Origin of the sequence: Paenibacillus sp. JMULE4, assembly GCF_013337105.1 — a bacterium.
In the GTDB taxonomy this organism is placed as follows: Bacteria; Bacillota; Bacilli; order Paenibacillales; family NBRC-103111; genus Paenibacillus_G; species Paenibacillus_G naphthalenovorans.
Genome location: NZ_SGWF01000002.1, coordinates 77,185 through 101,438 on the forward strand (window position 1 = coordinate 77,185; position 24,254 = coordinate 101,438).

Below are 24,254 nucleotides of genomic sequence, written 5' to 3' on the forward strand. Positions count from 1 at the left end.
CATATGGAACCCCGCTTTGTATACTCACTTTAAACAACGACGGAAGGGGTGCGGTCCATGAAGTCATGGTTGCTTACAGGTGTACAGGTATTGTTTTTTGTTCTGATTGCCAAAATAGCGGACGCCATCGTACAATGGTCCGGCTTCCCGGTGCCGGGCAGTATTGTAGGGATCGTGCTGTTGTTTGCGCTTCTGAAAAGCAGGGTCATTCGCCTGGAGTGGATCGAATTGGGCTCCAGATGGCTGCTTGCCGAAATGCTGCTGTTTTTTATTCCCGCCTTCGTAGGCATCATCAATTATAAAAGCTTGCTTGCGGATCACGGTATCGCCATCGTCGGCATCATCATCCTTAGCGTGCTCGCCGTCATGTTTTGCAGCGCCCTCGTCGGTCAGCGGCTGTCCGCCCGGAAAGAGAGACAGGTCCAATGATGGGAGCGATCTTTTGGCTGTGCTGCACCGTTGCGGTTTACTGGGTGTCCAAACGCATGTATATCCTGTTTCCCAAGGTGTATTTGACTCCACTGCTGGTTACGCCGGTCGTCGTCATCGCGCTCGTTGAAGCCGCAGGCGTGCCCTTTGAAAGCTACAACAAAGGAGGCGCATGGCTCACCGGCATGATGGAGCCCGCTACTATCGCGCTCGCCGTCATCTTATACAAGCATCTCGACGTGCTCCGAAACCATGCTTATGTCATCGTCGCAAGCGTCAGCTGCGGCTCCGTCGCCGCCGTCGTAACATCGGCCGGGCTCGCCCATCTGTTCGGCTTACATGCGGAGCTCGTCTCCAGCCTTGCGCCGCACTCCGCCACGACACCCATCGCCCTTGCCGTCACCCGCATGACCGGAGGCATTCCGTCCGTCACCGCGCTTGCTACCTTGATGACCGGATTGCTCGGCATCCTCGTCGGTCCGTTGATCATCAAGTGGTTCCATGTTCAAAGTCCCGTCTCCCGCGGCATCCTCCTGGGAACCAGCGCTCACTCGGCCGGCATCCGGCAAGCGATAGAGTATAGTCCCGTCTCCGGCTCCATCGCGGTCGTGTCGATGATATTGACCGCATTCATCACGTTGTGCGTCGCGCCATGGATCATTTGGTGGCTTCGGTAAAGGACGGGGCCTATGGTCGTGAGCCCAAGGTACCCGCCAAATTAAAAATGGTTGTACAGTTTCAGCATCGCGGAAACATCCTCATCTTGATATCCCCGGTTCATCCCCATTACAAACAACTCCTTTGCCTGCGCCAGCATCAAGGCCGGGACCTTCAATTCAGCAGCCAATTGCCTGGATAAAGCCAAGTCCTTGTTCATTAAACCCACGGAAAATTGCGTACTGAAATCCTCCTCCAGCAATTTGGCCGCTTTCGCTTCGAGCAACTTGGCAAAAGCGCGAAGCTCTGCGGCAGCCGCTTCCCCGATGGCGCTTGCGATGAGCGGATAGGCGTCCTGCACCGCATTCGCATGCAATTTCAGGAACGTATCTGCGAAGCTCCAGCTTCGGGGGGAAGGAAAAGCGATCGTATCCCCAGCCGGATCGAACTGGAATAAGAAGCCTCCCCGGTAGTTGAGGAAGGCAATGATGAGCTCACTCACACCGAAGGGAATCGCCCATTGGCCGCGTAGAAGACGTCGGCTGTTTTGTAGAAATAGTATGTATATTCGTAGTCTGTTACGTAATGCCAGAAGCCCATTTCGCCGAAATTCGGCTGCTTGCCTGGAACGAATTGACGGACGAATCTGTAGCCGGGCCATCGTATTTTCACGGTAAGCCCGTAGTACGACTCCTCCCTTAACGTCACGGCGGGAGTATTGCATGGTGAAGGGGTAATTCTCCCGTTCACCCAGTCCTCCAAGAATGTCGCCATCAGCCGGGAGGGGCTCGAATACACCGTCTTTACGGGTTATTTTCGCATCCATAATTCGATAAAATTTATAATAATCCATATTGAAATTGGGGTAGAGGCCCTTATAGAAATCATAGCCCTTGTTATACTCGTTCGGGATCAAATCCTTCTTATTCAGTGGTGACTTCATGTTCGAGGCCAGGCCGAAGTAATGGTAAAAGTCATAATTATAAAGATACTGCCGCGTCTTCTTCGACTTCGGTATTAGTCCGAGGCGAAAATAAGCGCGGCTCCAGTTATAGAAGGCAAAATTCAACGTCGTATGGTAAAGCAATTCATAGTCATTGCTTTACAAAGCTTCAGCTCTAGCATCTACATACATCGTCGAGCCCCCGTCAAACCAAAGTCCGTTCAGTGAGCAGTCGTGGGGGATGGAGGAAGAGAATTCCCAATGCCAGGAGCGGACCATCTCGATCAATTCCGCAAACGGCTTCGTGACAGTCTCGTCCATTGTTTGAGAGCAATGCTGCAAATGCGCCTCCAATCGTTCCAGAACATATCCAGAAATGTGATGGATCATGGTGTAGGCAATGGTCTTGGCAAATAATGATACCATAAATATAGAGAAAACTGCGCGTATTTTATCGAAGGATAACTAGGCATTAAATGAAAAAAGGTGTACTCAAACTTCCATAATATTTTTTTGTAAATCAAAATATTTAGAATCGAAATCAGTTACAACAACTTTCAAACTCCACTAAAACAAGGGGCGCAGCCTTTCATTAGGCTCGCCCCTAAAATCATGCGTATCTGCTCTTGCTAGAACTTATCCTTCTCTTCTTAGCCAAAGAATCCCAAGACAAGATAAGGAAGATTAGAACGCCGCGTGCTACGTTTTGCCAGTAAAAATTAATGCCCGATAAATTAAGCCCATTGGATACCACGCCAAAAAACAGCACGCCGATCAATGTCCCCGGGATGTTGGCATGGCCCTGACGGTTTAGTGCACTGCCTATAAATACTGCACCTATCGCATCCAATAAGTAATATCGGCCGCTCAAGGGAACGAATGACGTTAACACGGAAGAACCGATGATACCGGCAAAGGAGCAGATCATACCGCTCAATACAAAAGCGTAAACGGTATACTTGTTTACAGGCACGCCGGAGAGTACGGCAGCCTCCTTCTGGTCTCCCAGCGCATAGAGATGACGGCCGAAGACCGTTCTGTTAAGCAGGAAATGAGCCCCAATCGCAGCAGCAATGGCGATGATGATTGAAAACTTAATATCGATTCGCCCGCCATCCTCTCCGGTAAACACAAATACGCTGCCGCGTCCCAAAAACTTGACCACTTCGCTCATTCCCGGGAAATAGACGGGTTCCCCGCCTCGGGTAAAAATTTTCTCTATGCTTTCACCGATGAATAACGTTCCCAAGGTGACCAGAAAAGGCGACAATCTTACTCTGACAATCAACAAGCTGTTAAACAAGCCTACCAGGACTCCTGCAGCTAACGCGATCGTTATGGCAGGCAGCCAACCAAAGCCCGCTTTCAGCAGCATGACAGCAACCATCGCTCCGATATCAAATGAAACGGCAATCGACAAATCAATCCCCCCGGAAGCAATCACAAAGCATAAGCCTACGGCAACTAAAGCAAGCACGGCAGACTGGCTTAAAATATTGGAAAGATTGCTGAAGGATAGAAACGACGGAGAAATGATTGAAAATGTGACGATGACCGCAAGTAAAGCCACTAGTGTGCTATACCGCATAAAATCTCTGTCTGCCGTCCTAGACATGCGGCTTCACCCTCCTTTGCTGTGTTGTGGTAATCGCAACAGCCACAAGTATTAATGCGCCTTTAATCGCAAATACCCAGTACGTGGGAACATTGATTAATGTAAATCCGTTGGACAACATCCCCACAAACAGCGCGCTAAGAACCGCGCCTGTCATATTAGGCACAGATAATTTGCTGAAGACAGCGCTCATTAACCCGGCCAGCAGGATATCCAGCAGCATGATATCTCCAATACCGGTTACGGTACCCGATAAGCGGGCCACAATAATTAAGCTGGCGATGAACGCCGTGATGGAGGCTATAATATAAGTTAAAGCCAATGTCAGATTGACATGGACACCAGCCGCTCTGGCAGCTTCCGGATTTCCTCCGACGGCGTATACCCAGTTGCCGAACACGGTATGATTGAACAGTACATACGCCATCGCCCCTACGATCAGAAATATCCATACCGGCACCGGTATGTGCAGGAAGGCGCCGTTCGCTATCAAATTCAACGTCGGTTCGGATATGCTGATCACTTTATTATTCGTAATAAGCAGCTGCACGCCTTGTAATATATACATAACCGAAAGAGTGCCCAGCAGCGGGATAAATTTCAGTTTGACTATCGCAAACGCATTGATAACCCCTACAACCACACTGGATAAAAGCGCTGCTCCGGCGGCTGCCCATAACGAATACCCGTGACTAATTAGTTTCCCCTGAAAAAGTCAGGGTGTTTTGAGCATAATTAAAAGGAATTCAGCACCTCAAAATGGAAATTGTTATTGTCGAGATAACAAAGTTCCACACCCCGAGGGAAGAATTCCTTTGCTATAGGAGTTCAACAGAAGCCCTCGGGAATCCTTCCAAGAGGTGAAGAAAATGTTGAAACTTCGAGACGAGCAATTGACCATCTGGGATGCCATTCTCCCGGAATCTGTTAGAAAGTTGCCGGTCGAGCTTGCAATCATAGATCAATTACTGGACGACGACCGTTTTCTTCAACCGTTTACTGAGTTGCACCCGAAAGGCAAGAAAAGCGGCCGTCCTACGCTTGCAATTGAAAAGTACATCCGTCTTATGGTCCTGAAGCATAAATACAATTTGGGCTACGAGTCACTCGTGAAGGAAGTCGGTGACAGCATCACATGGCGAATGTTCTGCCGGTTTGCCATCGACGAACCGATGCCCGACCCGTCTACGCTCATCTATGCCCGCAAACGCTACGGCGACAAGATCGTCGAAGACATCAATGCCGCACTCGTAAAGCAGTGTGAGGAAAAAGCCGTTCTGAAAACCCGCAAATTGCGCACGGATACGACGGTTGTGGAATCCGATATCCATCACCCGACAGACGCTACGCTGTTGCAAGATGGCGTAAAAGTCATCACTCGAACGATTCAGAAAATCCGGAAAGTCGCCTCCCACACTGTTCAAGGCTTTGAAGATCGTACGGCAGAAATCAAGGAAAAGATTCTGTCCATCGCGAAAGTTCTACGTCGCCGCACCCGTGAATCTTGGGAAGAAGTTGACCGGATCACTGGGAGCGTAATCGAAGTAGCCGAGAACGTTGTGAACAAGGCGCAAACCGTTATCGAGAAACTGCAAGACAAGGGCAAAGCTGCTCTTCGACAAAGTAAAACCAAACTGACCGAGGCGGTCACGCTAACCGGCAAGTTGTTGGAACAAGCCAAACAGGTCGTTTCCGGCAATCGAATCATCGCAGATCGGATCGTCAGTTTCTTTGACCCGGAAGCAAGACCGATTAAGAAAGGTAAGCTGGCCAAAGGAACTGAGTTCGGCTACAAGGTGCGAATCGACGAGACGGAAAGCGGCTTTGTGACCGGCTACGCTGTCTACGAGGGGAACCCCTCGGATGATGAACTGCTCGTTCCCGCTGTACAGGCGCATATCAAGCAATTCGGCAAAGCGCCGCAAGCTGTAGCGACCGACCGCGGTTTCTCAAGCAAGAAGAACGAAACGGCCATTACCGAACTTGGTGTGAAGCGAGCTAGCTTGCCGCGAAAGGGCAAAAAAGGCATTGCCCGATCCGAGTACGAAAACGAATTATGGTTCAAAGACTTGCAGCGTTACCGTGCAGCTGGAGAAGCGAAGATTAGTCTTCTCAAGCGGAAGTACGGTTTGAACCGCAGCAGGTATCGGGGCTTTGTCGGCTCAAAATGCTGGGTCGGCTTCGGGATTCTGACCCACAACCTGCAAAGAGCGGCAAAAATGCTCCAAAACTAACATGGAAACCGATCATTAGGGAAAGTTCCCCCTCACAACCCAGCCAGCAACCCGAAACTATTTTTGAAAATCGACTTTTTCAGGAGCAACTAATTAACGCTGCTGTAATGGCAGCATTGAGAGCGAGATTATTCCCCAGTGATAAATCAATGCCCCCTCGAATGACATGGTTGCCGCCGCCGATAATAACGGCTGTCATACCGCAGGCAATAATCCCCAAAGCGCTGGATTGAAGCAAAATATTCAGCACATTCTTCAACGTCAAAAAAGCAGGGGAGCGAACGGAAAAATACAAGGCCACAAGAACAAAGGTAAAATAACCGCTATACCTAAATACAAAAGAAGAAATTGAAGAAATCGTACTCGTACCGCTACTCCTTCGGATTACCGGAATCATTCAGGTTCCTCCTCCCATCAAGCTGAGCATCAACTCATCCGATGTCACGTCACTTCCATCCAGCTCACGAATGATTTCTCCGCGGTACATGACCAGAATTCTGTTGCTCAGGCCTATCAGTTCCTGCAAATCCTGAGTGACCAAAAGCACGCCGGCCCCTTGCTTGACCAAGCTGCTGATCAACGAGTAAATCTCCACCTTGGCGCCTACATCTACCGCAGCCGTAGGCTGGTTCATAATGTACAATTTAGCCCCGCTGCTCAGCCATTTGGACAGCACGACCTTCTGCTGATTGCCGCCGCTTAAATAATTCACGGATGCTTCCTGATTCGGCGTGCGAATTTCCAGCCGCTCGATGAGCTCGGCAGCTTTCCGAAACTCCTGTTTTAATCGAATGACGCCCGCTTTACTTATTTTTTTGAGACTTGCGAGTGTGATATTTTCTCGAACCGACATATTTTGCACAATCCCCTGTCTGCGCCGATCTTCAGGCAAATACCCGATGCCTGCAGATACCGCCCGCTCCGGATTGATGCCGGCCATGTGGCGGCCTTCAATTTCAATATGGCCGCCCACCAGGCCGACGCCATCGAATAGAGCCTGTCCGAGGCTGGAATGCCCCGATCCCATTAATCCCGTGACGCCGACAACTTCACCGCTGCGGACTTGCAAATCGATATTGCGAAATTGTGTTTCGTGAGTTAAGCCTTTCACATTCAACAAGGTATGGCCCGAGACCAAGTGTTTCTCGGGAAACTGCTCCTCTAAACGCCGACCCACCATCATATAAACAATATCCTCGATAGACAGTCCCTTCGTATCCACCGTATTGATTTTGGCTCCATTTCGAAAAACCGTGATCCGGTCGCAAATTTGAACAATTTCACCCAAATAGTGCGAGATATAAATAATCCCGATGCCTCTTTCCTTCAGATCGCGGATCATTTCAAACAATCGATCGGCCTCGCGTTTCGCCAGCACCGCTGTAGGCTCGTCAAACACAATAATTTTCGGTTGATGAAGCAGGGCACGGCAAACCTGAATCAACTGCTGCTCGCCTACCGTCAGTTCGCCGATCAGCCGATGGCCAGCAATCGATACCCACCTTCTCTTTCAGATGAGCTTCGGCCTCTTTCTCAAGCGATCGCCGTTTTATCCATTTTATTGGCGTGACGGAAGGCTCGATACCCAGAAATAAAGATTCCGCCACCGTGAGATAAGGGACAATATACCGCTCTTGATGAATAAAGTGGATGCCCAGCCTCTCTACCAGCTTCGGCGTCAGCCGCTCCAACGGTTGCCCTTGAAACCAGATCTCTCCGCTGTCTTGACTGTAAATCCCGGCCAATATTTTCATCAATGTGGACTTCCCGCTCCGTTCTCTCCAACAAGGCCATGAATTTCACCATGACGAAGCTCAAAATCAACATGCTGGAGCGCTTTAACTCCAGGAAACTCTTTTTGAATGCCCAGCATCTGTAAGATGTATGCTTCACTCATAGACCTGTTTCTCGCTCCTTTACGCATGGGAATCATTCAAAGGACAGCAAATTCCCCTGCCCTTTGGAATAAGGCTGGTTACTTAGGCTCCAGCTTCTTTCTCGCCTCTGCCACATTCTCTTTGGTAACTATGAAAGCATCCAGATATACCGTTTTCGGTACAGCCTGTCCCGCCAAAAAACGGGCCGCCGTATCAACAGCCGCTTGACCGACCTTGTATGGCTCCTGCGCCGCAATGGCTGTAAAAGAGCTGCTCGGGTCAGCGACCAGATCCAGTGCAGCCGGTTCCCCATCTGCGCCATACACCTTGATGTCCTTACGGCCTGCCGCATCGATGGCCTGTGCAGCGCCAATTCCCGGAATGTCCCAGCATGCCCAGACCGCCCTCAGATCGCCCTTCTGCGGATACTTGAGCAGCAGATCCTGAATCTTCTTGCGGGCATCTTCAATGGTTCCAGGGATAACGTCCTGTAATTCAGGTTCAATAAACTGGACCTTCGGATAATCTTGAGCGACATATTTCAACAGATCGTAGCGGATCCGGCAAGCCTGCACCCCATAAAAACCGTTAAAAACAGCCACTTTTCCTTCTCCGCCGATGTCTTCGAATAATTGACGGGCCAAGGCTTCACCCATATAATAATTATCCGACATATGGTTTGTGTTACTATATTCACTCGGATGGTCAATCGTAAACAAAGGGATTTTGGCATCCTTTACCTTTTTCAGCACATTAGTGAACACTTTCGTATCTCCAAGGTGCTTGATAATCGCATCCGGCTTTTGCGTAATCAAATTTTCGATATCAGCAATGGTTTTCTGGTCATTACGTTCCCCGTCTACCGCAATGGGGGTTCCCCCAAGCTCCTTAACACGGTCAATCTGCCCCTGAAAAGCTTGTCTGTCGTTGTTGTCCTGCGTTCCTATAACCGATATGCCAATGGTTTTGCCTTCCAGCGACGGCACAGGCAGACCATCCACAACGCCCTTTAAGCCGGAGTCCTTAATCTGGATTTCATCTGCGGGCTTCTGCGAATCATCGCTATGGGCGGCTTGGTCCTGTTCGGTAGGGTTGGATGGATCAGATGTCGAGTTGCCGACGGTTGAATCATTTACCGTGCACGCGGAACCAAACAAAATCAAGAAAATCAACGAAAATATAACCAGTGTCTTCTTGTTTTTCATGTTAACACCACCTATTTGAACAGAATCTTCTTGGCTTGTTCAGCGTTTTCTTTCGTAACCAGAAGCGGTTCCACATATACCGACTTAGGCACCTGCAGTCCGGCCAAATAGCGCGCTGCGGAATCGACGGCGGACTGTCCGATCTTATAAGGCTCCTGAGCTACATCAGCCGCAAAGGAAGTATTAGGATCGGCAAGCAGATCGATGGCAGCCGGATCTCCATCTACGCCATAAACCTTGATATCCTTGCGGCCCGCCGCATCTACCGCCTGGGAAGCGCCAATGCTCGGGATGTCCCAGCCGGCCCAAATGGCCTTCAGCCCGCTCTTTTCAGGATATTTGACAAGAAGATCCTGAACTTTCTTACGGGCATCCTCTATCGTGCCAGGGATAACATCCTGCAATTCCGGTTCTATAAACTCAATCTTCGGGTAATCTCTGGCGACATATTTCAACATATCATAACGAATGGCTACAACCCGAACCCCGTAGAATCCGTTAAACACAGCAACTTTTCCTTCGCCGCCCATATTTTCAAAAATAGTACGCGCCAACACTTCGCCGATATAATAATTATCCGACAGATGGTTGGTAATGCTGTACTCGCTGGGATGGTCAACCGTAAATAAAGGGATTTTCGCATCCACGACCTTTTTTAGCGTCGGGGCAAATACTTTCGTATCCCCGAGCTGCTTGATTATCGCATCGGGCTTCTGGATAATCAGATTTTCAATATCCGCAATCGCTTTCTGATCGTTGCGTTCCCCATCTACTGCAATCGGGGTTCCCCCAAGCTCCTTAACACGGTCAATTTGACCCTGGTAAGCTTGCCGATCGAAGTTATGGTCCGTTCCAACAACGGCAATACCGATCTTTTTCCCTTCAAGCGACGGCACGGGCAGCCCATCTACAACGCCCTTTAAGCCTGAATCCTTGAATGAGGTCGTTTGCGCATCCTTCGCAGTATTTTCCTGGTCGTTTTGGCCCGATGGCTTAGATGTCTCGGTACCGGCGGCCGAATTATCTACCGAGCACGCGGAACTCAGCAAAATCATTAAAATCAATGAAAATATAACCAGTATCTTCTTGCTTTTCATGTGAATCCACCGCTTTCTTCTTTATAATTCATACTATTAATATAGATTTAGTGCGTTTAAAGGCGCGGCTTACCCTACTTCATCCTTGCATCACATCCCTTACTGCGTAATGAAAAGAAAAGAGCCATCCTTTGCTCGCCAAAATCGTAATGGCTCCCAATGAATAGCTCCAGTTCTCCGGTCGCTGGCAATTCGAAACGTTATCAATCTACTGCTCACCCAATTATTTTCAAATATTCCAATTTATTTATTATGTGAATTATTTACATGACCTATGCAGTTCGTGGTAAGACCTGGTAAAGTTCTGGTCTGGGTGTAACCCAAAGAAGCATTAAATAATGCTCTGGCCAAAACAATTCAATTAGTCTTGCAAATTGCCGCACTTGTATGTCACAATCAATAGAGATTCGCTGAATGCCCTTGTGGTTTTTCACGCGAACCTGACAACGAGTGTGGAAGAGGCCACGAACCATTTCGCCGTGGGTGTAGCCTTCATCACTCGTTTTTTCTTTGTTCAGTTCGAAAAGCGCAACGGCTAATAATGTCTCAGCGGCGAACAATAGCTCGAAATGAGCATGGTGATGCGCTTCGGATTGGGCATGGCACTTTTCAAAAGCCAGTTCCTGCTTGGCTGCACGAAAGAACACTTCGATCCGCCAGCGTTTTACGTAGGTCTGCAATGCTTGCTCCGGCGCATCAAAGCGGTTACTGATGAGCAAGTACGCGCCTCTGTAAGTGGCAGGGGACTCTTCCTCTTCTGTCTGGACGGGATTCGAATCGGGTTGTTCATCTTCCTTTAATCGCATGGCGACAACAGCGGCGATCGGTACAAATCGTTGTTTGGTCACTTGCTTTCCTTTTCGATTTATAGTGGTGTAAGGGCGCTTCATGTAAATACCCGGAATGGAAATGGAACTCAATCCGGATGTCGCTTGACGAGTCAAGTCCTTGAACACTTCGCGGATGAGCATGACCGGAGTCAGCGGCACGAAGCGTTCTCGACGGGTACCGGGTTCAATGACTTTACGGAATAAAGCGGTGTTTCGCTTGGCCTTGGTTACCCAATCAAAGTTGTTTTCTTCTAGGAATACGAAAAATTTCTTGCACAGATACCACCGGTCCATCGCCACCCACAGTCGGCATGTGACGGATTCACGCAGCATCAAAAGCATCTGTCTGGCCAGATCCAGCTTCGTAAGACCCTCACCCTTCGTTTCCGGCTTATGCCACACGCGGTAAAACAACGGATATTCCAATCCGCTTTTTAGGACAGCTTGCAGGACCACAAGATTCATCGCCCATGCATACGTTTTTGTGGAATGGTCGTAGAGCCAGCTGAGAAACGGAAGTTGTTTGGCGTAGGGATGCGCACTATGCGTATCATCGAGATTGACCACATCCCCATCGGAGAGTCGGGTCAGGGTATCTTGCTGCAATCGCTCGACACGCTTTTTTCCAAAGGTCATCCAGGCAAAGCTAGTCGTGAAGAAGCGGCTCAACGTATACTGAGTGAGCTTCCAGGGCTGGAACATGACTTTCAGCAAGGCATCCTTGTCGGCTAACTGTGCCATTTGAACAACGGATGAACAATTGGAAACGAGACCGACGACATAAAGGAAGCAAAGGAGCCAAGACGGTGTTCCACTACGCTTCATCATGCCGGATTGGGAGAGCAGCAGAGAGAAGTCAAAACGATCCCACAAAGTTTTTAGGACGGGGGCTCCCGCGCATTCACTATGATTGAGCTCAGTAAATCTCGGTTTTTGTAACGCTGACATTGGCAAACCACCTATAATCTAGAAGATATACCCTGCAAATAGAGGTATCCTTCGCGATTATGGGGGTGTTTCCAAAATGTCAAGTGGTTTTTCGTCCTAATTTTGAGAAATTAGTGACATTTGTGCAGCAAAAACCACCGTTTACCAGTTAATGACACGAACTGCATAGATCCTGTTATTATTATTATAACTAGTAACTTCTTTAAAACAACAAGCGATTTTCACAAAAATGATGGTTATGCAACCTGAATCCTCATTTTGTTGTCTATTTAGAATTTAAACTACTCAACCTTAACAATTGTAGAGCAAATATCCCTTTATATTTCAAAGAATGTCAATATCAAAATTTTCTGACCTCCAACAAAATATTAAATCATGTTGTCTTCCTTTGTAACCCCTTGCGGCTCGTCATTTCACCAAGGCGATTGTTTCAACAATTGATAATCAAAAATCCGCTCCCAGTTTTCCTCTTTAGTCATTTTTAGTTCGCCGCGATAAAAGGCATCCCACTCATCCTCCAGTGGTAATCCTTAAGCATTTCTTCCCAAATAAATTCAGGGTTGCGTTATCAATCATCAATGCATACGTTCCGGCATTAAATCGATCTGCTCTGATGATCGTAGTGAAAAGCTTTCTAATCGTATCCAAATCAGCTTCATCGATAACTGTCTGGGGATTACAGAATGAACACAATGGATCTGGTTGAAAGTTTGAACCGACATCGCTTCGAAGGCTTATAACTAGCCGCAAAGGTCGCTTCACATGGCGAATAATTCCGATTTTACTGGCAAAATATAATCAATAACTACCTTTTCACCATGACTTAGTGGAATGGAATATCGTTCTTTTGTATATATCTCACACCAATAAAACTGTTCAAAATCAATTTCTTGATCAGTTTTTTCAATGGCTTCTGTAATCAACAAGAAGGCCGAGTCAACAATTTCTGCGATGTTATTTCCCTCAATTTGGATACAAGCCACCGTTCCGCTTGGAATATGTTTTTTGTACAGCTCATGGGGAACCGGTGTATTTACCCTCATAAAATCTCCTAATATTAATTCGAAAGCATTTGTATCTTGAAAATTAAACATCATTCCGATACCATCATTTTCATCAATATCCTCACAATAAGTAAATTCAGATAAATTTTTTAAATAGTCAATCTTATCGCTTTCAAAAAATGATTTCCATGCGTTTCCAGCCTCAAAAAATGAAGTGTTATAATGAACTCCAACCATTAGACGTTCGTCGAATTCCTTATACACGATTTTCTTTAATTTTGCCATGATTCTTTCGCCTCCTATAAATCTCATTTCAAGATAATTCATTGGGTGATACTCATTGAGTTTTGAATTGATTAGTTTTGCTTCCGAAGGTGTGATCCCATGATGTTCTTTGAATGCTCGCGAAAAAACAGAGTGCGAATGAAAACCATACTTAAACGCTATATCAATAATAGAATCCTCACCTTTTTTAAATCAAACCCTGCTAGTGTTAATCTACGTTTTCTTACATATTCTGAAATGGTAACTCCTGAAACAAAAACAAATATTCTTTGGAATAAAGCGACGGGTGCAGACACAATTTTTGTAATTTCTTCATAATCAATTTCATCCCCACTTAGAACTACCTTTTCAAGGTAGTTAATGACCTCATCAAATACTTTACTACTATTCTCCAAAACTACTTAACGGTAAACTTGCTATGTTGCCGCGGGTATCTTCTACCTAGTGCCTGCAATAGAAATATGGAGCGAATGCCAAAGTTATAATTGAATTTGATATTGCCATTTTCAGGTGATGAGGTTAAAAAATAGATTGTCCCTTGTGTTATTCCATTCCTCCCATACCTTTAAGTGCTCTAAAATAAGCCAACCGCGGGCTGGATTTTCATTTTTAATACTTTCAACATGAATAAGTCATCATACGGCGAAGTATTCAGAAAGTTTTCATCAATCGATATAAAAATATAACCTTTGCTGGCTAGCAATTCACCTAAATAAGCATATCCAGGATGTGAGTAGTCTGTGGCTAGATGATTACCATGAACAACGATGACTAAGGGGAACGTTCCTTTTCCATCGGGATACCATACTGTCCCGTTAAGCGGCATTTGATCCGACCCGAATCCAAATGTTTTAGTGCGGATTGAGGACCAATTTTCCACAAATGACGAGCCATCCACTGGCTTCGTAATCAGTGAATTTTCAGCATTGAATTCCTTTCGATAGCTGTTGGCACTTCCGTACGTTAATGTCTTGACTTGATAAGAGCCCGGTACAGACGGATTAGCCAATGGAAGAGAATACTGTTCCGTTGTTTTCATAGTCTTCAGTCTATATAATATTGGCAATTCGCTATCACCACTATTAAATAACCAATAACCACCAAAAAGAATACAGGCTAATGATAAAGATGACAGCACTAATGTCATTATCTTTGATAACTTACTTGACTGACGATATTGACCTTTCAACAGGCGACAAATCATCATCCCAATGAAATAGAAGGAAACAACAATTGATATAGAGACAATAAACATTAATTCCCAAGGACCTATAAAACATATGAACACCAAGAAAAAGCAAGTGAGCGCGATCCAAATATAAAGAGAAGGTATGTTTCTTTGTCCAATGAATTAGCAGTGTGATTAACCCAGATAATAGGATCATAGTAAGCAGAAAAACAACAATGCCAATCATATAATCTACTATTCCACGGGTTCCTATCATATAACATGAAAACTGTCATCATCGCAGCACCAACTATTTACAATTGGAATGTGTTCAATGTTTATGTCGTGAAATATAAGTTCTTCCATTGTTGCTTGAACCTCCTAAATTCTGCAAAAACCTGCGCATTTAATTGAACAATATAGGGAGAAGAATCAATTGATTGATGACGTGCGTGGAGATATGTCCGAGCATTGCATATGCTAATCCATGTTTCCAATATAAATAGCCAAACCCGAGCCCCGGCAAAAAATTAAGCAGCAAAGTACGGATTACAGACAATGGACTTAAACCCAACATTTGTGCAGTCGCAGGAAGATGTCCTGCTGCAAATATGAGTGCGGCGATGACAATACCGGCAATGTAAATTCCATTGCTATTCACAGATTTCGTAATTTTGCTGGCAATCCATATAATAAGCGACATAAGTCCGAATCTTAGAAGCACTTCTTCGATGATGCCACCGTATAATACACTGCCAAGAAAATTAAGCCAGGAAAATTCAAATTTCTCATCCAGTCCCAACGCTTCAGCAAATATAAACTTTTCCGAAATAGCGATAAATCCGGCAGACAATAGTCCGATGACCACTGCTGCGGCAATGCTTTTTCTGTTATAAAAAAACGATTTGTTCAAGCCTACTTTTGGAGAAGTCCAAGATCCTACTATAGTGGCAATACTCGCCATAATTGCTGTTTGCAGCATAGCCACTATAATAATGACTTGCTTTGACCCCAGTTGGACAGCAATCTGGCTTTCCATTTCAGGCGTTAAAGACATTACTTGCTGTGTTCCTAAAACAGCGCCAGCCACCAGCCCTAAAACCAATACAGCTACCACCCTTTTCACAGTTAACACCTCCGACTATTCAATTGATATGGTTTGAACCCAATGTTTAATCTCGTTAACAAGTTCAGATGATATCGGTTCATTCTTCAGTTTTTTATATATTTTATTTAATGTTAATATAGAGTAAGCATGATCTTGTTTTTTCAACATATGGTTCATATCATCAATCACTACGGTATGGACATTTTCTAAATCTAAGTTTTTCAAATTACAAAAAGGCTCTATTGGAGATTGAGCATCCTTGCTTCCGTTAATCGCCAGAACCTTACATTTTAAAGATGACAGCAAGTTTAAAATATCTTTATCGTTCAGAGATAGATGCTCTCTTAACCACTTGGCTTGAACGGTTCTTCCGCTAATCCTTACAGTAGATTCTTTGGTTTGCATTACTTTATCAAATAGCTTCTTCTGCTTGAGCTGCTGTTTTTCGCGCGACACAAGCTTGCGCAGGAGCACTCCAGAAAATCCGGATTTGCTAGCGATTTCTGATAATAATGCTTCATTTTGAAATGTCATGACACTTTTCAATGATGTACCGGCGCCACACAATAAAATGATTCCGTCTACCTGTTTTCGACTGGCAGATAGAGTTGCGATAATCGTACCCTCACTATGTCCCAGCAAAGTGTAACCGTCAAGACCTTTTGAACAATTTTCGCTAATTAATTTTGAACACTAAGCGTTCTGAAAAATCGTCTGCCGATACTTCAAGCGATAGCTGTCTCCGTTCAGCTGAATCACCTCGCTTTTGTGCAGGATTCGGTCAAGGATCGCCGTTGTAATGGCCTGATCTCCCAAGAGTTCGCCCCAATCTTCGGGGCCTTTGTTGGAAGTTAAAATAATCGATGTTTGACCATAAAGCTTGTTTATGAACTGAAAGAACATGTTCGCTTCATTTTGGTCCATGGCCATAAACATTAAATCATCGAGGATCACTAGATCACTGTGTAACAAGCGTTTCACCTTATACTGAGATGACCGTGAAATCAGTTGGGGTTTTCAGCAGATGAATCAGTGTATCCATCGTCACAAAGCTGACTTTACGGCCATTCTTTAAGGCTTCGATGCCCAAGCCGATGGCCAGGTGGGTCCTCTAAAGCCCCATATTTACCTTTGAGTCTTTTCTCCTTATCCACTACAATATGAATTAACAAAAGTGGAGGGATCAAAGATGCAGCGCAAGAGTTACAGCATTGAATTTAAACAACAGCTCATCCAAGAAGCCTTAGAAGCAGGCAATGCCAGCCAAGTTGCAAGACGACATGGAATAGACGGGAAAATGCTCGCTCGTTGGATTCGTCAATCGAAGCATGCAAACTGGAAAAACGCATCACCAGAATCCAAAAAAGTTGCAGCCTACACTCCATCATCCAAAGAGTTTCAAGCGTTAGAGCAGGAAAACGACAAATTGAAAAAGCTGTTGGGCGAGAAGGATTTGGAGATTGCGATTCTTCGTGATCTCGTAAAAAAGGTGAACCCCGCCTATCGGACAAAATAGAGATCGCCGACAAATGGATTGCGCGGGGTTATAAAGCTGCAGTGGTGCTGCGAATCGTCGGCGTCAGTGAAGCGACGTACTATTACCGGAAGAAACACTTCAAGCAAGAGCGAGTGTATAACGGCGGACGGCCGATTCCCGGCTTTTCCTTGGATCATAAGCGGCGTCCCGTCAGCGATGAGCAGATCAAGGAATGGCTGATGGAGCTTATTGCCGGGGAAGAAGCGACTTACGGTTACCGTAAATTAACCGTATGCCTGAAACGACAGTATGGGCTGATCATTAACAAGAAAAAAGTATACCGGCTGTGTCAGGAACTGGGCATCCTGCAGCCACAACGCCGGAAGCGAATCCAATATCCCCGAAAGCTGGCGAACAACCGTGAGATTTGCGCTTCGAATCAGCTTTGGGAGATGGACGTGAAATACGGCTATATTGCAGCAGAGCAGCGTTTCTTTTTCTTGCTCAGCCTGATTGACGTCTACGACCGATCGATTATCGACTACCACATGGGCCTCTCTTGTGAAGGGAAGCATGCTGCGCAAATCCTGCAGAGAGCGTTATGGAAACGGCGGCTCTTTGAGAAAGATCAGCTGCCCGTGGTTCGTACCGATAACGGCCCGCAATTTATCAGCCATGCTTTTGAAGAAGCATGCCTGGAGTATTGTGTAGAACATGAACGTATTCCTCCGAAAACGCCGAATAAAAATGCGCATATCGAAGCATTTCATGCCATTTTAGAACAAGAGTGTCTCTCCAGGCATGAATTTGAGAGTTATCAGGATGCATACCGTATCGTATCTGACTATCTCTTGTTTTATAATCAGCGGCGGATCCATGGAAGTTTGTATGATCTATCCCCGCAGGAATTTCATCAAGCTATGCATCAGCAAGCCGTAAAACCGCTTGTGATTAAGGTATGATGGATAAAGCCCTTTACATGGAGGGGCGGGCATGATAGGCTTGTTAGCCTCGCGATGCATGTGTTATCCGCATCGCCCTATCGCGAAAAATCATGCCCGCTGGAGGCTCCATGTCAAGGGCGACAACGAGCGACAACGACGTAAATCAATGAGAAATTACGCAATCGTGTGAATAAGGGTGTAAGACTCTAAAGTTACGGGTTTAAACCGGGTCTTTCCGTTATGGAAAACTTACCATAAGGGAAATTATCGAAAGAATTTGGTTATGGAAAGATCCTCGAAAGAATCCGTACTAGACCTGCGGTCGTTACCGAGAAACTTTCCATAACGATCAAGGACGGCAAAGGTTCTGCAACCACTGCATCATGTCAATGTTTTCTTCCCAAGCGGGAGTGTCAGGACTCGTCACTTGGGGATATGCTGATTCCAAGGCCTTTCTTTTAAGCTCCGTATCGAATTTCAAATAGATCTCCGTTGTTGTCACACTCACGTGCCCCAGCAAATCACGAATGTAAATCAGGTTAACACCAGATTCCAACAGATGAAGAGCCTTAGAATGCCTGAGCATGTGCGGGTGCAATTGTTCCGGAAAAACCTTGCAGCGTTTTGCCTGTTTCATGTACTTGCCGAGGATGTAGGTAATGCCGGGTCTTGTAAACGCCTGGTATCTGCTGTTGTAAAACAGAGGGCTTTGTTGGCGCCCCATATCAAGCAGGTGGTTTTCGGTCATGTAACCTTCCAGAAGATTTCGGGTTTTGGCCATAATTGGAATGTTCCTTTTCTTGTTGCCTTTGCCGGTCAAGGTAATCATTGCGGGATGAAACAGTCACACATCACAAACCTTCAGATCAATCAATTCCTGCACCCTTGCCCCAGCGTCGTACAAGACGACCATCAAGGCCAAGTTACGACGTCCCTTCTTTTGTCGATGTATCGGGCTGTTCAAATAAACAGGCTAACTGATCCAGCGTAAGATGGCTCTCGAACAAGATTTCCGGATTCTCCGCTTGAGCAAATCGGAAGAAGCTGTGAATCGCGGCTAATCGCTGGTTCCGGGTGCTAATACTCACTTGTCTGGAAGTTTCGAGCCATTGTAAAAAATCCTTAATGCTCGGTGCGGTTAAGGTTGCAAATGAAATTCTCTCCGGCCTTACCTGCTGTTTATCTTGCATGAATAGGAGAAATTGTTTGAAGGTGTCACGGTAAGATGCGATCGTATGGGGGCTGACGTTCCGTTGCCCGGGAAGAAAATCGGTCAGAAATAGCGTCAGTGTCCGTGCAAAATCAGTTTGCTTCAACCCACTTCACCTCCGGGATGACGTATGCGCAGGTATTTTCGACCTTGCTTGTCCGACATGGGAAGGATTCGTTCTTTATTGAATTTTGTGTAGCGAATGGACAAGTGTAACCGGTAAAATAAAATCAACAGAAAACGACAAATAAGAATGAACACTCTTTACCCCCCATACTCGACCTCGTATCATTTTGGCAGATAAAACATCAATGGTGAGGAAGAGTATGAGACGTTTAGAGAGGTGGCATATGTACTTCTCCATTCAACGGATGAAGCAAGAAGGATTAAAGATTACCCAAATTGCCAGAAGATTGGAGCTATCCAGAAATGATGAATCCCGATCAGTTCAGTGAGTATCTGGAACAGCTAGAGAGCAGGAAAAAGAAGCTGGATGGTTATGAAAAAACCATTGTAGAGTGGTTGCGGGAGTACCCCGATCTCTCTGCTGCACAAGTACAAGATTGGCTTAAAGAACGGTATCAGGTGGGAAATATCTCTGAAGGTACGGTAAGGAATTATGTGCGAGAGCTTCGGAGCAAGCATGGCATTCCGAAAACGATGCAGATCAGGCAGTACGAAGCGGTAGAAGATCCTCCTATGGGCCACCAAACTCAGGTAGACTTTGGAGAGACGAAGCTTCGCAACCCGCAAGGAAATCTGGTTCGACTTTGGTTCATCGCCTTTGTGTTGTCTCATTCGAGATATAAATATGTTCAGTGGCAGGACCGCCCGTTCACCACGAAGGACGTCATTCAGATGCACGAAGATGCGTTTTCCTTCTTCGGTGGATTTCCGAAGGAACTTGTCTATGATCAGGACCATTTGCTTTTGACCAGTGAAAATCATGGAGATCTCCTGCTCACTCATGAATTTGCGGGGTATGTGAAGGAGCGAGGTTTCCAAATCCGGATGTGCCGGAAGCAAGATCCTGAAAGTAAGGGCCGGATTGAAAATGTCGTGAAGTATGTAAAAAGAAATTTCGCACGTCATCGCCTGTTCAGCCACGTAGATAAATTGAACGAAGACTGTGTTGCCTGGCTTCATCGCACAGGAAATGCCTCGATGCATTATACAACGAAAAAAATACCGGCCGAAGTGTTTGCTCTTGAAAGGGAGCACCTCCGCCCGGTCCACACAAAAATAAACCCGTTACCATCAAGTATAACAAGGACCGTTCGGAAGGACAACACCATTTGGTATGAAGGAAACCGCTACTCCGTCCCTTTGGGAACCTATGACGGTACAGATAAACGAGTGGGCATTCAGGTAACCGAAGCTAGCCAATTGAAAATTTACGACGTGGAGACTGGCCAGGTTCTGGCGGAACATCCGCTTGGGTCCGGCAGTGGAAAACTGATTCAAAACACGAACCACAAACGGGATCGAACCAAGGGAATAGCCGCTTACATCCAGACGGTAGCCGAAGCATTCCCTGTTCCAGAGACGGCCGTGCCCTTTCTCCATGAGATCTACAAACGAAAGCCAAGGTATATCCGTGACCAACTGCAGCTCATTGGGCGGGCATTGGAAGGGGCGGATTCCAAAGCGATGGAGAAGGCACTTCATTACTGCGTGAAGCATCGGTTATACCGGGCGACGGATTTTGCAGATGCCGTAGAACACTACAAGCGGCCACAGCAGCTGTATTTCGTCAAGCAAAAATCCCCAAAAAAATCGTGCATTTTTCCCCATCATCGTCGTGGGGAATTTTTACCGTTCTTTCATGAGCGCATGCTTCATCCGGTAGCTCTCGCCTTCGAATACGAGCAGGTGCCCGTGGTGCGCCAAACGGTCAATCATCGCCGCGGCCATCTGGTCATCGGTGAAGACGGTCCCCCATTTGGAGAACTCCAGATTGGTCGTAATAACCAGACTGCGGCTCTCGTAGCTGTCGGCAATGACACGGAAGAGCAGCTGCGCGCCGTCCTTGTCAACGGGGATATACCCCCACTCATCAAGAATGAGAAGCTGGCAGCGCTGGATCTCGCTCATTAGGCGTTCGAGCGTGCCGCCGCGCTTCGCTTCAGCCAAACGCATCACCAGCTCTGCGACCGTGTAAAACTTCACTGTCATCCCGAGCTCACAGGCACGCAGCCCAGCCGCAATGGCCAGGTGCGTCTTGCCGGTGCCGACGGGGCCGTACAACACCAGATTTCGCCGTCCTTCAATAAACGTGCCTTCTGTCAGATCGCTCCATTGCAGTGAGCTCGGCAGCTTGACGCCATGGCGCTCGTAACCCTCCAGTGTCTTGTAGACCGGAAATCCGGCGCGGCTGAGTAGCCTAGTGCGGCGGCTACGCTCCCGGCTTTCCATCTCCTCAGATAGTACGCGGTGCAAGAACTCTTCCTGTTTGGGCGTCGCCTCCGTTTCGCACAGCTGGACAGCACGCTGGCTGAGCACAAGCTTCTTGCAGAAGGCCGAGATCTCCGCGCGCAGCGCCTCCCGTTCCCGAATCGCGCTCATGGCTTCACCCCGCCGACAGGCTCCAGCATCCGGTCGTAGACGCTCAGATCGACACTTGGACTTTCTTCCGGCTCAAACGAGGCCAGCCTGGCGGCAAGCACGATGCTGTTCGCACTGGTGAGCCGTCCGAGCTTGGTCGCTTCCTCCATGGCCTGCAGGGCGGTGTCGAATCCATAGCGCCCGGAGAGCTGCTCCATTGTCGCCAGCGTCTCTTTCAGTTCTGTGCGTTCCAGCTTGTCCAGTTCTTCGCGCAGCAGATCCGGAATCGCTTTGCGCAGCTGGCTGTTGCGCCAGGCGCCGGGATTCTGCAATAGGCGGCTGAGCGTGGTCCGCACGTCCACACTGTCTGTCCGCTGTTTGCCAAACAGACGGAGATGGATCGTAATCGGCTCACCGCTTGGCAGGAGCGGTTCCACGGTGTGGGCCCCGATTCGCACGGTGACTTCGCGCCCGGCCCACTCTGGTGACGAGGAATAGAAGTGCTTGCCGTCAATCGAGAATTTACCGTAGCCGTCCGTCTTCACGCGGGCATAGCGACAGGCGGCGAACGGATGGCGCGGAAGATAGAGCAGCGCATTCTTATCATCTTCAAAGAGCAGGTGAATCGGGACGCCTTTCTTGTAATGTTCACGCTGCCAATCGGCTTCGCAGCGGCCGAGCAATTCCTCGTTAAAGGCCTGCATGTCCGTCACGGTGGGCAGCGGCACGAAAAAGTTGCGCCGAAAGTAGCCGACCTTGTTCTCGACATTGCCTTTCTCGTGGCCAGCGTACGGATTGCAGAACGTGACCTCGAAACCATAGTGGGCGTTGCGCCGTGTGCCGCTGCTTGTAGCGATTCTTACGATCTTCTTCGAGCCAGCTTTGGATGAGTGGCTTGTACGGATCCAGCTTGGAAGGCTGCGCCACTGCCGCCTTCGGTTTTCGATTCTCTAACGTCTCCGACTTCATGACCTTCCTCACCGTCTTTCGGTCCATCTGCAGCCGCTCGGCGATCGCGCTCGGCCCAAGCCCCTTGCTTTGCATGTTCTTGATCGTTTCAATCTGACTCATCTTCAGCATCTCCCCGTCTCCGCCCCCTCATCGTCTACGAACAGGGTAACGGAGTTGCTAGATTCGGTCCATTTCCGCACGATTAAAGTGGGGAATTTTGCACGATTTTTTTGGGGAAATCCGTTTGATCATTTTGGGTATTTTTATCTTACCGTACACACGCAGCAGACATCCGTTTCCCAGCCCCCTATCAAACCGCTTATGGACACCGATACGAAGAAGCGGCAGGTAAAGCCTCAAGTTCGGGATTTTTCCGCCTACAAGGCAATTCTTTCAGGAGGACAGCGATGAGTGAAGCAACGTTTGAGCTTAGACAGGCCTTACGCAATCTAAACTTAACCGAGGCCGCGCAAGTCATTGAACAGACCCTGATGGACGCAGAATCCAAGGAGTGGACATGTCGTCAGTTTCTCGGGCAGCTTCTACGGCACGAACTGAACCGCCGCGAGGAGAAACAACTTGCCAAGCGATACCGATGGGCACTTTTGCCGGAGATCAAAACGTTGGAGGAGTTCCGACTCGAAGAACAGCAGTCGCTTAGCAAACGGCAACTCAGCCAACTGCGAGAATTACTCTGGTTGGAACAAAACTACAACCTCATCTTCCTTGGTCCACCAGGCGTCGGGAAGACACATCTTGCGATTGGCCTTGCCGTGGAGGCCCTAAAGAAGGGTTATAAGGTTAGCTTTGTGACCATGGACGCACTGGTTCAACTGCTAAAAACGGAGGCCATTTCAAGGGCCTCCCAATACAAAATGAAGCGGATTTACCGATCTGACCTTGTGATCATGGATGATCTTATGTTTATGGCAATGGATCGGATCGAAGCAAACTTATTCTTTCAATTCGTCAACAAGCTCTACGGCCAAACCTCCATCATCCTTACGTCGAACAAGGGGCCCGAGGAATGGGCAGAGCTGCTTGGTGATCCAGCAATTACAACGGCGATCCTAGACCGCATCCTACACAAGAGTGAAATTATTCAACTGCAAGGTGACAGTTATCGTCTTAAACATCGGCAAACGATTTTCAGCTAAAAGTGTTCAATCTTATTTATCGAAAAATGTTCAAATGGACTTGACGGTTACAACAAGGTGCCTTTGTTCAGGTCAATATCCTGGAGCGTCAGTTGCAACGCCTCGGAAATTCGTAGGCCGCATCCGTAAAGCATGCGCAGTAAAAGGGGCAAAACGAGTTGCCGAATTTACTAATGTCCCAGAGTGTTTCGATCCATTTGATTTTTTGCCGGGCATATTAAAAGCAGTTGAAGAAATGAGAAAAATAGAAAGAAAAGAAGACTTAATCAAAGGTAATATTCCGCAATTGCGTTTTTTAGATGATTTAGAAAAGGATTTAGAAAACCTCGGCTACCCGGTTCCTGTACAGTTTGACTGGTGGCCGCTCTATTTGCAACTTTATGAGGATAAACGTGTACCTGATGATATGACTTTTTATAGTTTTGAGAGTTATCTTAACAAAATATCTTCATACTTAAATGATGTAATTTCTTTTGTTAATGAACAGTATGAAAACATCGGCAGAATTGAATTAATGAAAAGAATTGGGATAATAAGAGAAATGGGACCCGATAAAAATGTCTGATTCCAG

Annotated in this window: 29 protein-coding genes and 3 pseudogenes; 8 read left to right on the forward strand and 24 right to left on the reverse strand. The window is 47.1% G+C overall.

Features of this window, described 5'->3' with window-relative positions:
* Window positions 1-57: 57 nt before the first annotated feature.
* Window positions 58-429, forward strand: coding sequence for a CidA/LrgA family protein (locus EXW96_RS01015; protein WP_062410753.1), 372 nt, complete (start codon window positions 58-60; stop codon window positions 427-429).
* Window positions 426-1,106 (forward strand): LrgB family protein, encoded by a 681-nt coding sequence (locus tag EXW96_RS01020; RefSeq protein WP_062410752.1) that lies wholly within the window; start codon window positions 426-428, stop codon window positions 1,104-1,106. The genes EXW96_RS01015 and EXW96_RS01020 overlap by 4 nt, the downstream gene beginning before the upstream one ends.
* A 41-nt stretch (window positions 1,107-1,147) precedes the next feature.
* Here EXW96_RS01020 and EXW96_RS01025 read toward each other — a convergent pair whose 3' ends face one another.
* From EXW96_RS01025 to EXW96_RS01045, 5 genes are all read right to left on the reverse strand, one after another.
* Window positions 1,148-1,588 carry an NAD-binding protein gene (locus EXW96_RS01025; protein WP_174349630.1) on the reverse strand — a complete coding sequence of 147 codons (441 nt, stop codon included), beginning with the start codon at window positions 1,586-1,588 and terminating at the stop codon, window positions 1,148-1,150.
* Window positions 1,585-1,836: a hypothetical protein gene (locus tag EXW96_RS28175; protein WP_174349631.1), complete on the reverse strand. Its 252-nt coding sequence runs from the start codon at window positions 1,834-1,836 to the stop codon at window positions 1,585-1,587. Before EXW96_RS28175 ends, EXW96_RS01025 begins: the two co-directional genes overlap by 4 nt.
* A gap of 352 nt (window positions 1,837-2,188) precedes the next feature.
* On the reverse strand, window positions 2,189-2,455 hold the full coding sequence (locus EXW96_RS01035) for a hypothetical protein (RefSeq protein ID WP_174349632.1): 267 nt from the start codon (window positions 2,453-2,455) through the stop codon (window positions 2,189-2,191).
* 184 nt (window positions 2,456-2,639) lie between these two features.
* Window positions 2,640-3,644, reverse strand: coding sequence for an ABC transporter permease (locus EXW96_RS01040; RefSeq protein ID WP_174349633.1), 1,005 nt, complete (start codon window positions 3,642-3,644; stop codon window positions 2,640-2,642).
* Window positions 3,637-4,341, reverse strand: coding sequence for an ABC transporter permease (locus EXW96_RS01045; protein ID WP_174349655.1), 705 nt, complete (start codon window positions 4,339-4,341; stop codon window positions 3,637-3,639). Before EXW96_RS01045 ends, EXW96_RS01040 begins: the two co-directional genes overlap by 8 nt.
* A 172-nt stretch (window positions 4,342-4,513) precedes the next feature.
* Between EXW96_RS01045 and EXW96_RS01050 the strand changes: the two genes are divergently transcribed.
* The gene (locus tag EXW96_RS01050; RefSeq protein WP_074730239.1) at window positions 4,514-5,878 is read left to right on the forward strand and encodes an ISNCY family transposase; all 1,365 of its coding nucleotides are present in this window, start codon (window positions 4,514-4,516) and stop codon (window positions 5,876-5,878) included.
* A 79-nt stretch (window positions 5,879-5,957) separates the two neighbouring features.
* Here EXW96_RS01050 and EXW96_RS01055 read toward each other — a convergent pair whose 3' ends face one another.
* The 14 genes and pseudogenes from EXW96_RS01055 to EXW96_RS01110 form a co-directional block, all read right to left on the reverse strand.
* A complete protein-coding gene (locus EXW96_RS01055; RefSeq protein ID WP_174349634.1) occupies window positions 5,958-6,275 on the reverse strand; it encodes a hypothetical protein in 318 nt (105 codons plus the stop codon).
* Window positions 6,276-7,322 carry a sugar ABC transporter ATP-binding protein gene (locus EXW96_RS01060; protein ID WP_174349635.1) on the reverse strand — a complete coding sequence of 349 codons (1,047 nt, stop codon included), beginning with the start codon at window positions 7,320-7,322 and terminating at the stop codon, window positions 6,276-6,278.
* On the reverse strand, window positions 7,270-7,632 hold the full coding sequence (locus EXW96_RS01065) for a hypothetical protein (RefSeq protein ID WP_174349636.1): 363 nt from the start codon (window positions 7,630-7,632) through the stop codon (window positions 7,270-7,272). Before EXW96_RS01065 ends, EXW96_RS01060 begins: the two co-directional genes overlap by 53 nt.
* Entirely contained in the window at window positions 7,632-7,775 is a 144-nt protein-coding gene (locus EXW96_RS01070; protein WP_174349637.1) for a hypothetical protein, read from the reverse strand. Before EXW96_RS01070 ends, EXW96_RS01065 begins: the two co-directional genes overlap by 1 nt.
* Before the next feature lie 78 nt (window positions 7,776-7,853).
* The gene (locus EXW96_RS01075) at window positions 7,854-8,960 is read right to left on the reverse strand and encodes a sugar ABC transporter substrate-binding protein (RefSeq protein ID WP_174349638.1); all 1,107 of its coding nucleotides are present in this window, start codon (window positions 8,958-8,960) and stop codon (window positions 7,854-7,856) included.
* An 11-nt stretch (window positions 8,961-8,971) separates the two neighbouring features.
* The gene (locus EXW96_RS01080; RefSeq protein WP_174349639.1) at window positions 8,972-10,057 is read right to left on the reverse strand and encodes a sugar ABC transporter substrate-binding protein; all 1,086 of its coding nucleotides are present in this window, start codon (window positions 10,055-10,057) and stop codon (window positions 8,972-8,974) included.
* A gap of 272 nt (window positions 10,058-10,329) precedes the next feature.
* Window positions 10,330-11,835, reverse strand: coding sequence for a transposase (locus EXW96_RS27080; RefSeq protein ID WP_254611158.1), 1,506 nt, complete (start codon window positions 11,833-11,835; stop codon window positions 10,330-10,332).
* Between the two features lie 510 nt (window positions 11,836-12,345).
* Entirely contained in the window at window positions 12,346-12,597 is a 252-nt protein-coding gene (locus EXW96_RS28370) for a DUF6508 domain-containing protein (protein WP_375256424.1), read from the reverse strand.
* Window positions 12,594-13,124 carry an effector binding domain-containing protein gene (locus tag EXW96_RS01090; protein WP_212741264.1) on the reverse strand — a complete coding sequence of 177 codons (531 nt, stop codon included), beginning with the start codon at window positions 13,122-13,124 and terminating at the stop codon, window positions 12,594-12,596. The genes EXW96_RS28370 and EXW96_RS01090 overlap by 4 nt, the downstream gene beginning before the upstream one ends.
* 93 nt (window positions 13,125-13,217) lie before the next feature.
* Window positions 13,218-13,295: pseudogene (locus EXW96_RS28375) on the reverse strand (hypothetical protein); the annotation flags it as partial.
* Window positions 13,296-13,698: 403 nt separating this feature from the next.
* Window positions 13,699-14,271: a hypothetical protein gene (locus EXW96_RS01095; RefSeq protein ID WP_174349640.1), complete on the reverse strand. Its 573-nt coding sequence runs from the start codon at window positions 14,269-14,271 to the stop codon at window positions 13,699-13,701.
* 427 nt (window positions 14,272-14,698) lie between these two features.
* A complete protein-coding gene (locus tag EXW96_RS01100) occupies window positions 14,699-15,418 on the reverse strand; it encodes a CPBP family intramembrane glutamic endopeptidase (RefSeq protein ID WP_256832093.1) in 720 nt (239 codons plus the stop codon).
* A 15-nt stretch (window positions 15,419-15,433) separates the two neighbouring features.
* Window positions 15,434-16,042 carry an alpha/beta hydrolase gene (locus tag EXW96_RS01105; RefSeq protein WP_174349641.1) on the reverse strand — a complete coding sequence of 203 codons (609 nt, stop codon included), beginning with the start codon at window positions 16,040-16,042 and terminating at the stop codon, window positions 15,434-15,436.
* A gap of 51 nt (window positions 16,043-16,093) precedes the next feature.
* A pseudogene (locus tag EXW96_RS01110) lies at window positions 16,094-16,511 on the reverse strand (ATP-binding protein); the annotation flags it as partial.
* A gap of 78 nt (window positions 16,512-16,589) precedes the next feature.
* On the opposite strand from EXW96_RS01110, the gene EXW96_RS01115 reads away from it, so the two are divergent.
* Together EXW96_RS01115 and EXW96_RS01120 are read left to right on the forward strand one after the other, a co-directional pair.
* The gene (locus EXW96_RS01115; protein WP_141336823.1) at window positions 16,590-16,916 is read left to right on the forward strand and encodes a transposase; all 327 of its coding nucleotides are present in this window, start codon (window positions 16,590-16,592) and stop codon (window positions 16,914-16,916) included.
* A 17-nt stretch (window positions 16,917-16,933) separates the two neighbouring features.
* Window positions 16,934-17,839: an IS3 family transposase gene (locus EXW96_RS01120; RefSeq protein WP_258313571.1), complete on the forward strand. Its 906-nt coding sequence runs from the start codon at window positions 16,934-16,936 to the stop codon at window positions 17,837-17,839.
* Between the two features lie 331 nt (window positions 17,840-18,170).
* Here the strand turns inward: EXW96_RS01120 and EXW96_RS27085 are convergent, their stop codons facing one another.
* Window positions 18,171-18,602: a tyrosine-type recombinase/integrase gene (locus tag EXW96_RS27085; protein WP_254611159.1), complete on the reverse strand. Its 432-nt coding sequence runs from the start codon at window positions 18,600-18,602 to the stop codon at window positions 18,171-18,173.
* 142 nt (window positions 18,603-18,744) lie between these two features.
* Entirely contained in the window at window positions 18,745-19,137 is a 393-nt protein-coding gene (locus EXW96_RS27090) for a tyrosine-type recombinase/integrase (protein WP_254611160.1), read from the reverse strand.
* Window positions 19,138-19,463: 326 nt separating this feature from the next.
* Between EXW96_RS27090 and istA the strand changes: the two are divergent.
* Window positions 19,464-20,432 (forward strand): annotated as a pseudogene (gene istA / locus EXW96_RS27095) (IS21 family transposase); the annotation flags it as partial.
* 411 nt (window positions 20,433-20,843) lie between these two features.
* Here the strand turns inward: istA and istB (EXW96_RS01135) are convergent.
* The 3 genes from istB (EXW96_RS01135) to EXW96_RS28380 all read right to left on the reverse strand — a co-directional run bounded on the left by istB (EXW96_RS01135) (window position 20,844) and on the right by EXW96_RS28380 (window position 22,646).
* Complete coding sequence (gene istB, locus EXW96_RS01135) at window positions 20,844-21,596, reverse strand: IS21-like element helper ATPase IstB (RefSeq protein ID WP_137671284.1); 753 nt, start codon at window positions 21,594-21,596, stop codon at window positions 20,844-20,846.
* On the reverse strand, window positions 21,593-22,120 hold the full coding sequence (locus EXW96_RS26875; protein ID WP_375256427.1) for a hypothetical protein: 528 nt from the start codon (window positions 22,118-22,120) through the stop codon (window positions 21,593-21,595). The genes istB (EXW96_RS01135) and EXW96_RS26875 overlap by 4 nt, the downstream gene beginning before the upstream one ends.
* 145 nt (window positions 22,121-22,265) lie before the next feature.
* A complete protein-coding gene (locus tag EXW96_RS28380; RefSeq protein WP_375256425.1) occupies window positions 22,266-22,646 on the reverse strand; it encodes a hypothetical protein in 381 nt (126 codons plus the stop codon).
* 287 nt (window positions 22,647-22,933) lie between these two features.
* Between EXW96_RS28380 and istB (EXW96_RS01145) the strand changes: the two genes are divergently transcribed.
* Together istB (EXW96_RS01145) and EXW96_RS28735 are read left to right on the forward strand one after the other, a co-directional pair.
* A complete protein-coding gene (gene istB, locus EXW96_RS01145; RefSeq protein ID WP_174349643.1) occupies window positions 22,934-23,683 on the forward strand; it encodes an IS21-like element helper ATPase IstB in 750 nt (249 codons plus the stop codon).
* The gene (locus tag EXW96_RS28735; RefSeq protein WP_254611161.1) at window positions 23,640-24,248 is read left to right on the forward strand and encodes a hypothetical protein; all 609 of its coding nucleotides are present in this window, start codon (window positions 23,640-23,642) and stop codon (window positions 24,246-24,248) included. Before istB (EXW96_RS01145) ends, EXW96_RS28735 begins: the two co-directional genes overlap by 44 nt.
* The last annotated feature ends 6 nt before the right edge of the window (window positions 24,249-24,254 follow it).

Excerpts from the sequence above, each read along its gene's own strand:
- EXW96_RS01015 (WP_062410753.1), top strand. The coding sequence starts at position 58 with ATGAAGTCATGGTTGCTTACAGGTGTACAGGTATTGTTTTTTGTTCTG.
- EXW96_RS01020 (WP_062410752.1), top strand. The coding sequence starts at position 426 with ATGATGGGAGCGATCTTTTGGCTGTGCTGCACCGTTGCGGTTTACTGG.
- EXW96_RS01035 (WP_174349632.1), bottom strand. The coding sequence starts at position 2,455 with ATGGTATCATTATTTGCCAAGACCATTGCCTACACCATGATCCATCAC.
- EXW96_RS01040 (WP_174349633.1), bottom strand. The coding sequence starts at position 3,644 with ATGTCTAGGACGGCAGACAGAGATTTTATGCGGTATAGCACACTAGTG.
- EXW96_RS01050 (WP_074730239.1), top strand. The coding sequence starts at position 4,514 with ATGTTGAAACTTCGAGACGAGCAATTGACCATCTGGGATGCCATTCTC.
- EXW96_RS01055 (WP_174349634.1), bottom strand. The coding sequence starts at position 6,275 with ATGATTCCGGTAATCCGAAGGAGTAGCGGTACGAGTACGATTTCTTCA.
- EXW96_RS01065 (WP_174349636.1), bottom strand. The coding sequence starts at position 7,632 with ATGAAAATATTGGCCGGGATTTACAGTCAAGACAGCGGAGAGATCTGG.
- EXW96_RS01070 (WP_174349637.1), bottom strand. The coding sequence starts at position 7,775 with ATGAGTGAAGCATACATCTTACAGATGCTGGGCATTCAAAAAGAGTTT.
- EXW96_RS01075 (WP_174349638.1), bottom strand. The coding sequence starts at position 8,960 with ATGAAAAACAAGAAGACACTGGTTATATTTTCGTTGATTTTCTTGATT.
- EXW96_RS01080 (WP_174349639.1), bottom strand. The coding sequence starts at position 10,057 with ATGAAAAGCAAGAAGATACTGGTTATATTTTCATTGATTTTAATGATT.
- EXW96_RS27080 (WP_254611158.1), bottom strand. The coding sequence starts at position 11,835 with ATGTCAGCGTTACAAAAACCGAGATTTACTGAGCTCAATCATAGTGAA.
- EXW96_RS01090 (WP_212741264.1), bottom strand. The coding sequence starts at position 13,124 with ATGGCAAAATTAAAGAAAATCGTGTATAAGGAATTCGACGAACGTCTA.
- EXW96_RS01095 (WP_174349640.1), bottom strand. The coding sequence starts at position 14,271 with ATGACATTAGTGCTGTCATCTTTATCATTAGCCTGTATTCTTTTTGGT.
- EXW96_RS01115 (WP_141336823.1), top strand. The coding sequence starts at position 16,590 with ATGCAGCGCAAGAGTTACAGCATTGAATTTAAACAACAGCTCATCCAA.
- EXW96_RS27085 (WP_254611159.1), bottom strand. The coding sequence starts at position 18,602 with ATGGCCAAAACCCGAAATCTTCTGGAAGGTTACATGACCGAAAACCAC.
- istB (WP_137671284.1), bottom strand. The coding sequence starts at position 21,596 with ATGAGCGCGATTCGGGAACGGGAGGCGCTGCGCGCGGAGATCTCGGCC.
- EXW96_RS28380 (WP_375256425.1), bottom strand. The coding sequence starts at position 22,646 with ATGAGTCAGATTGAAACGATCAAGAACATGCAAAGCAAGGGGCTTGGG.
- istB (WP_174349643.1), top strand. The coding sequence starts at position 22,934 with ATGAGTGAAGCAACGTTTGAGCTTAGACAGGCCTTACGCAATCTAAAC.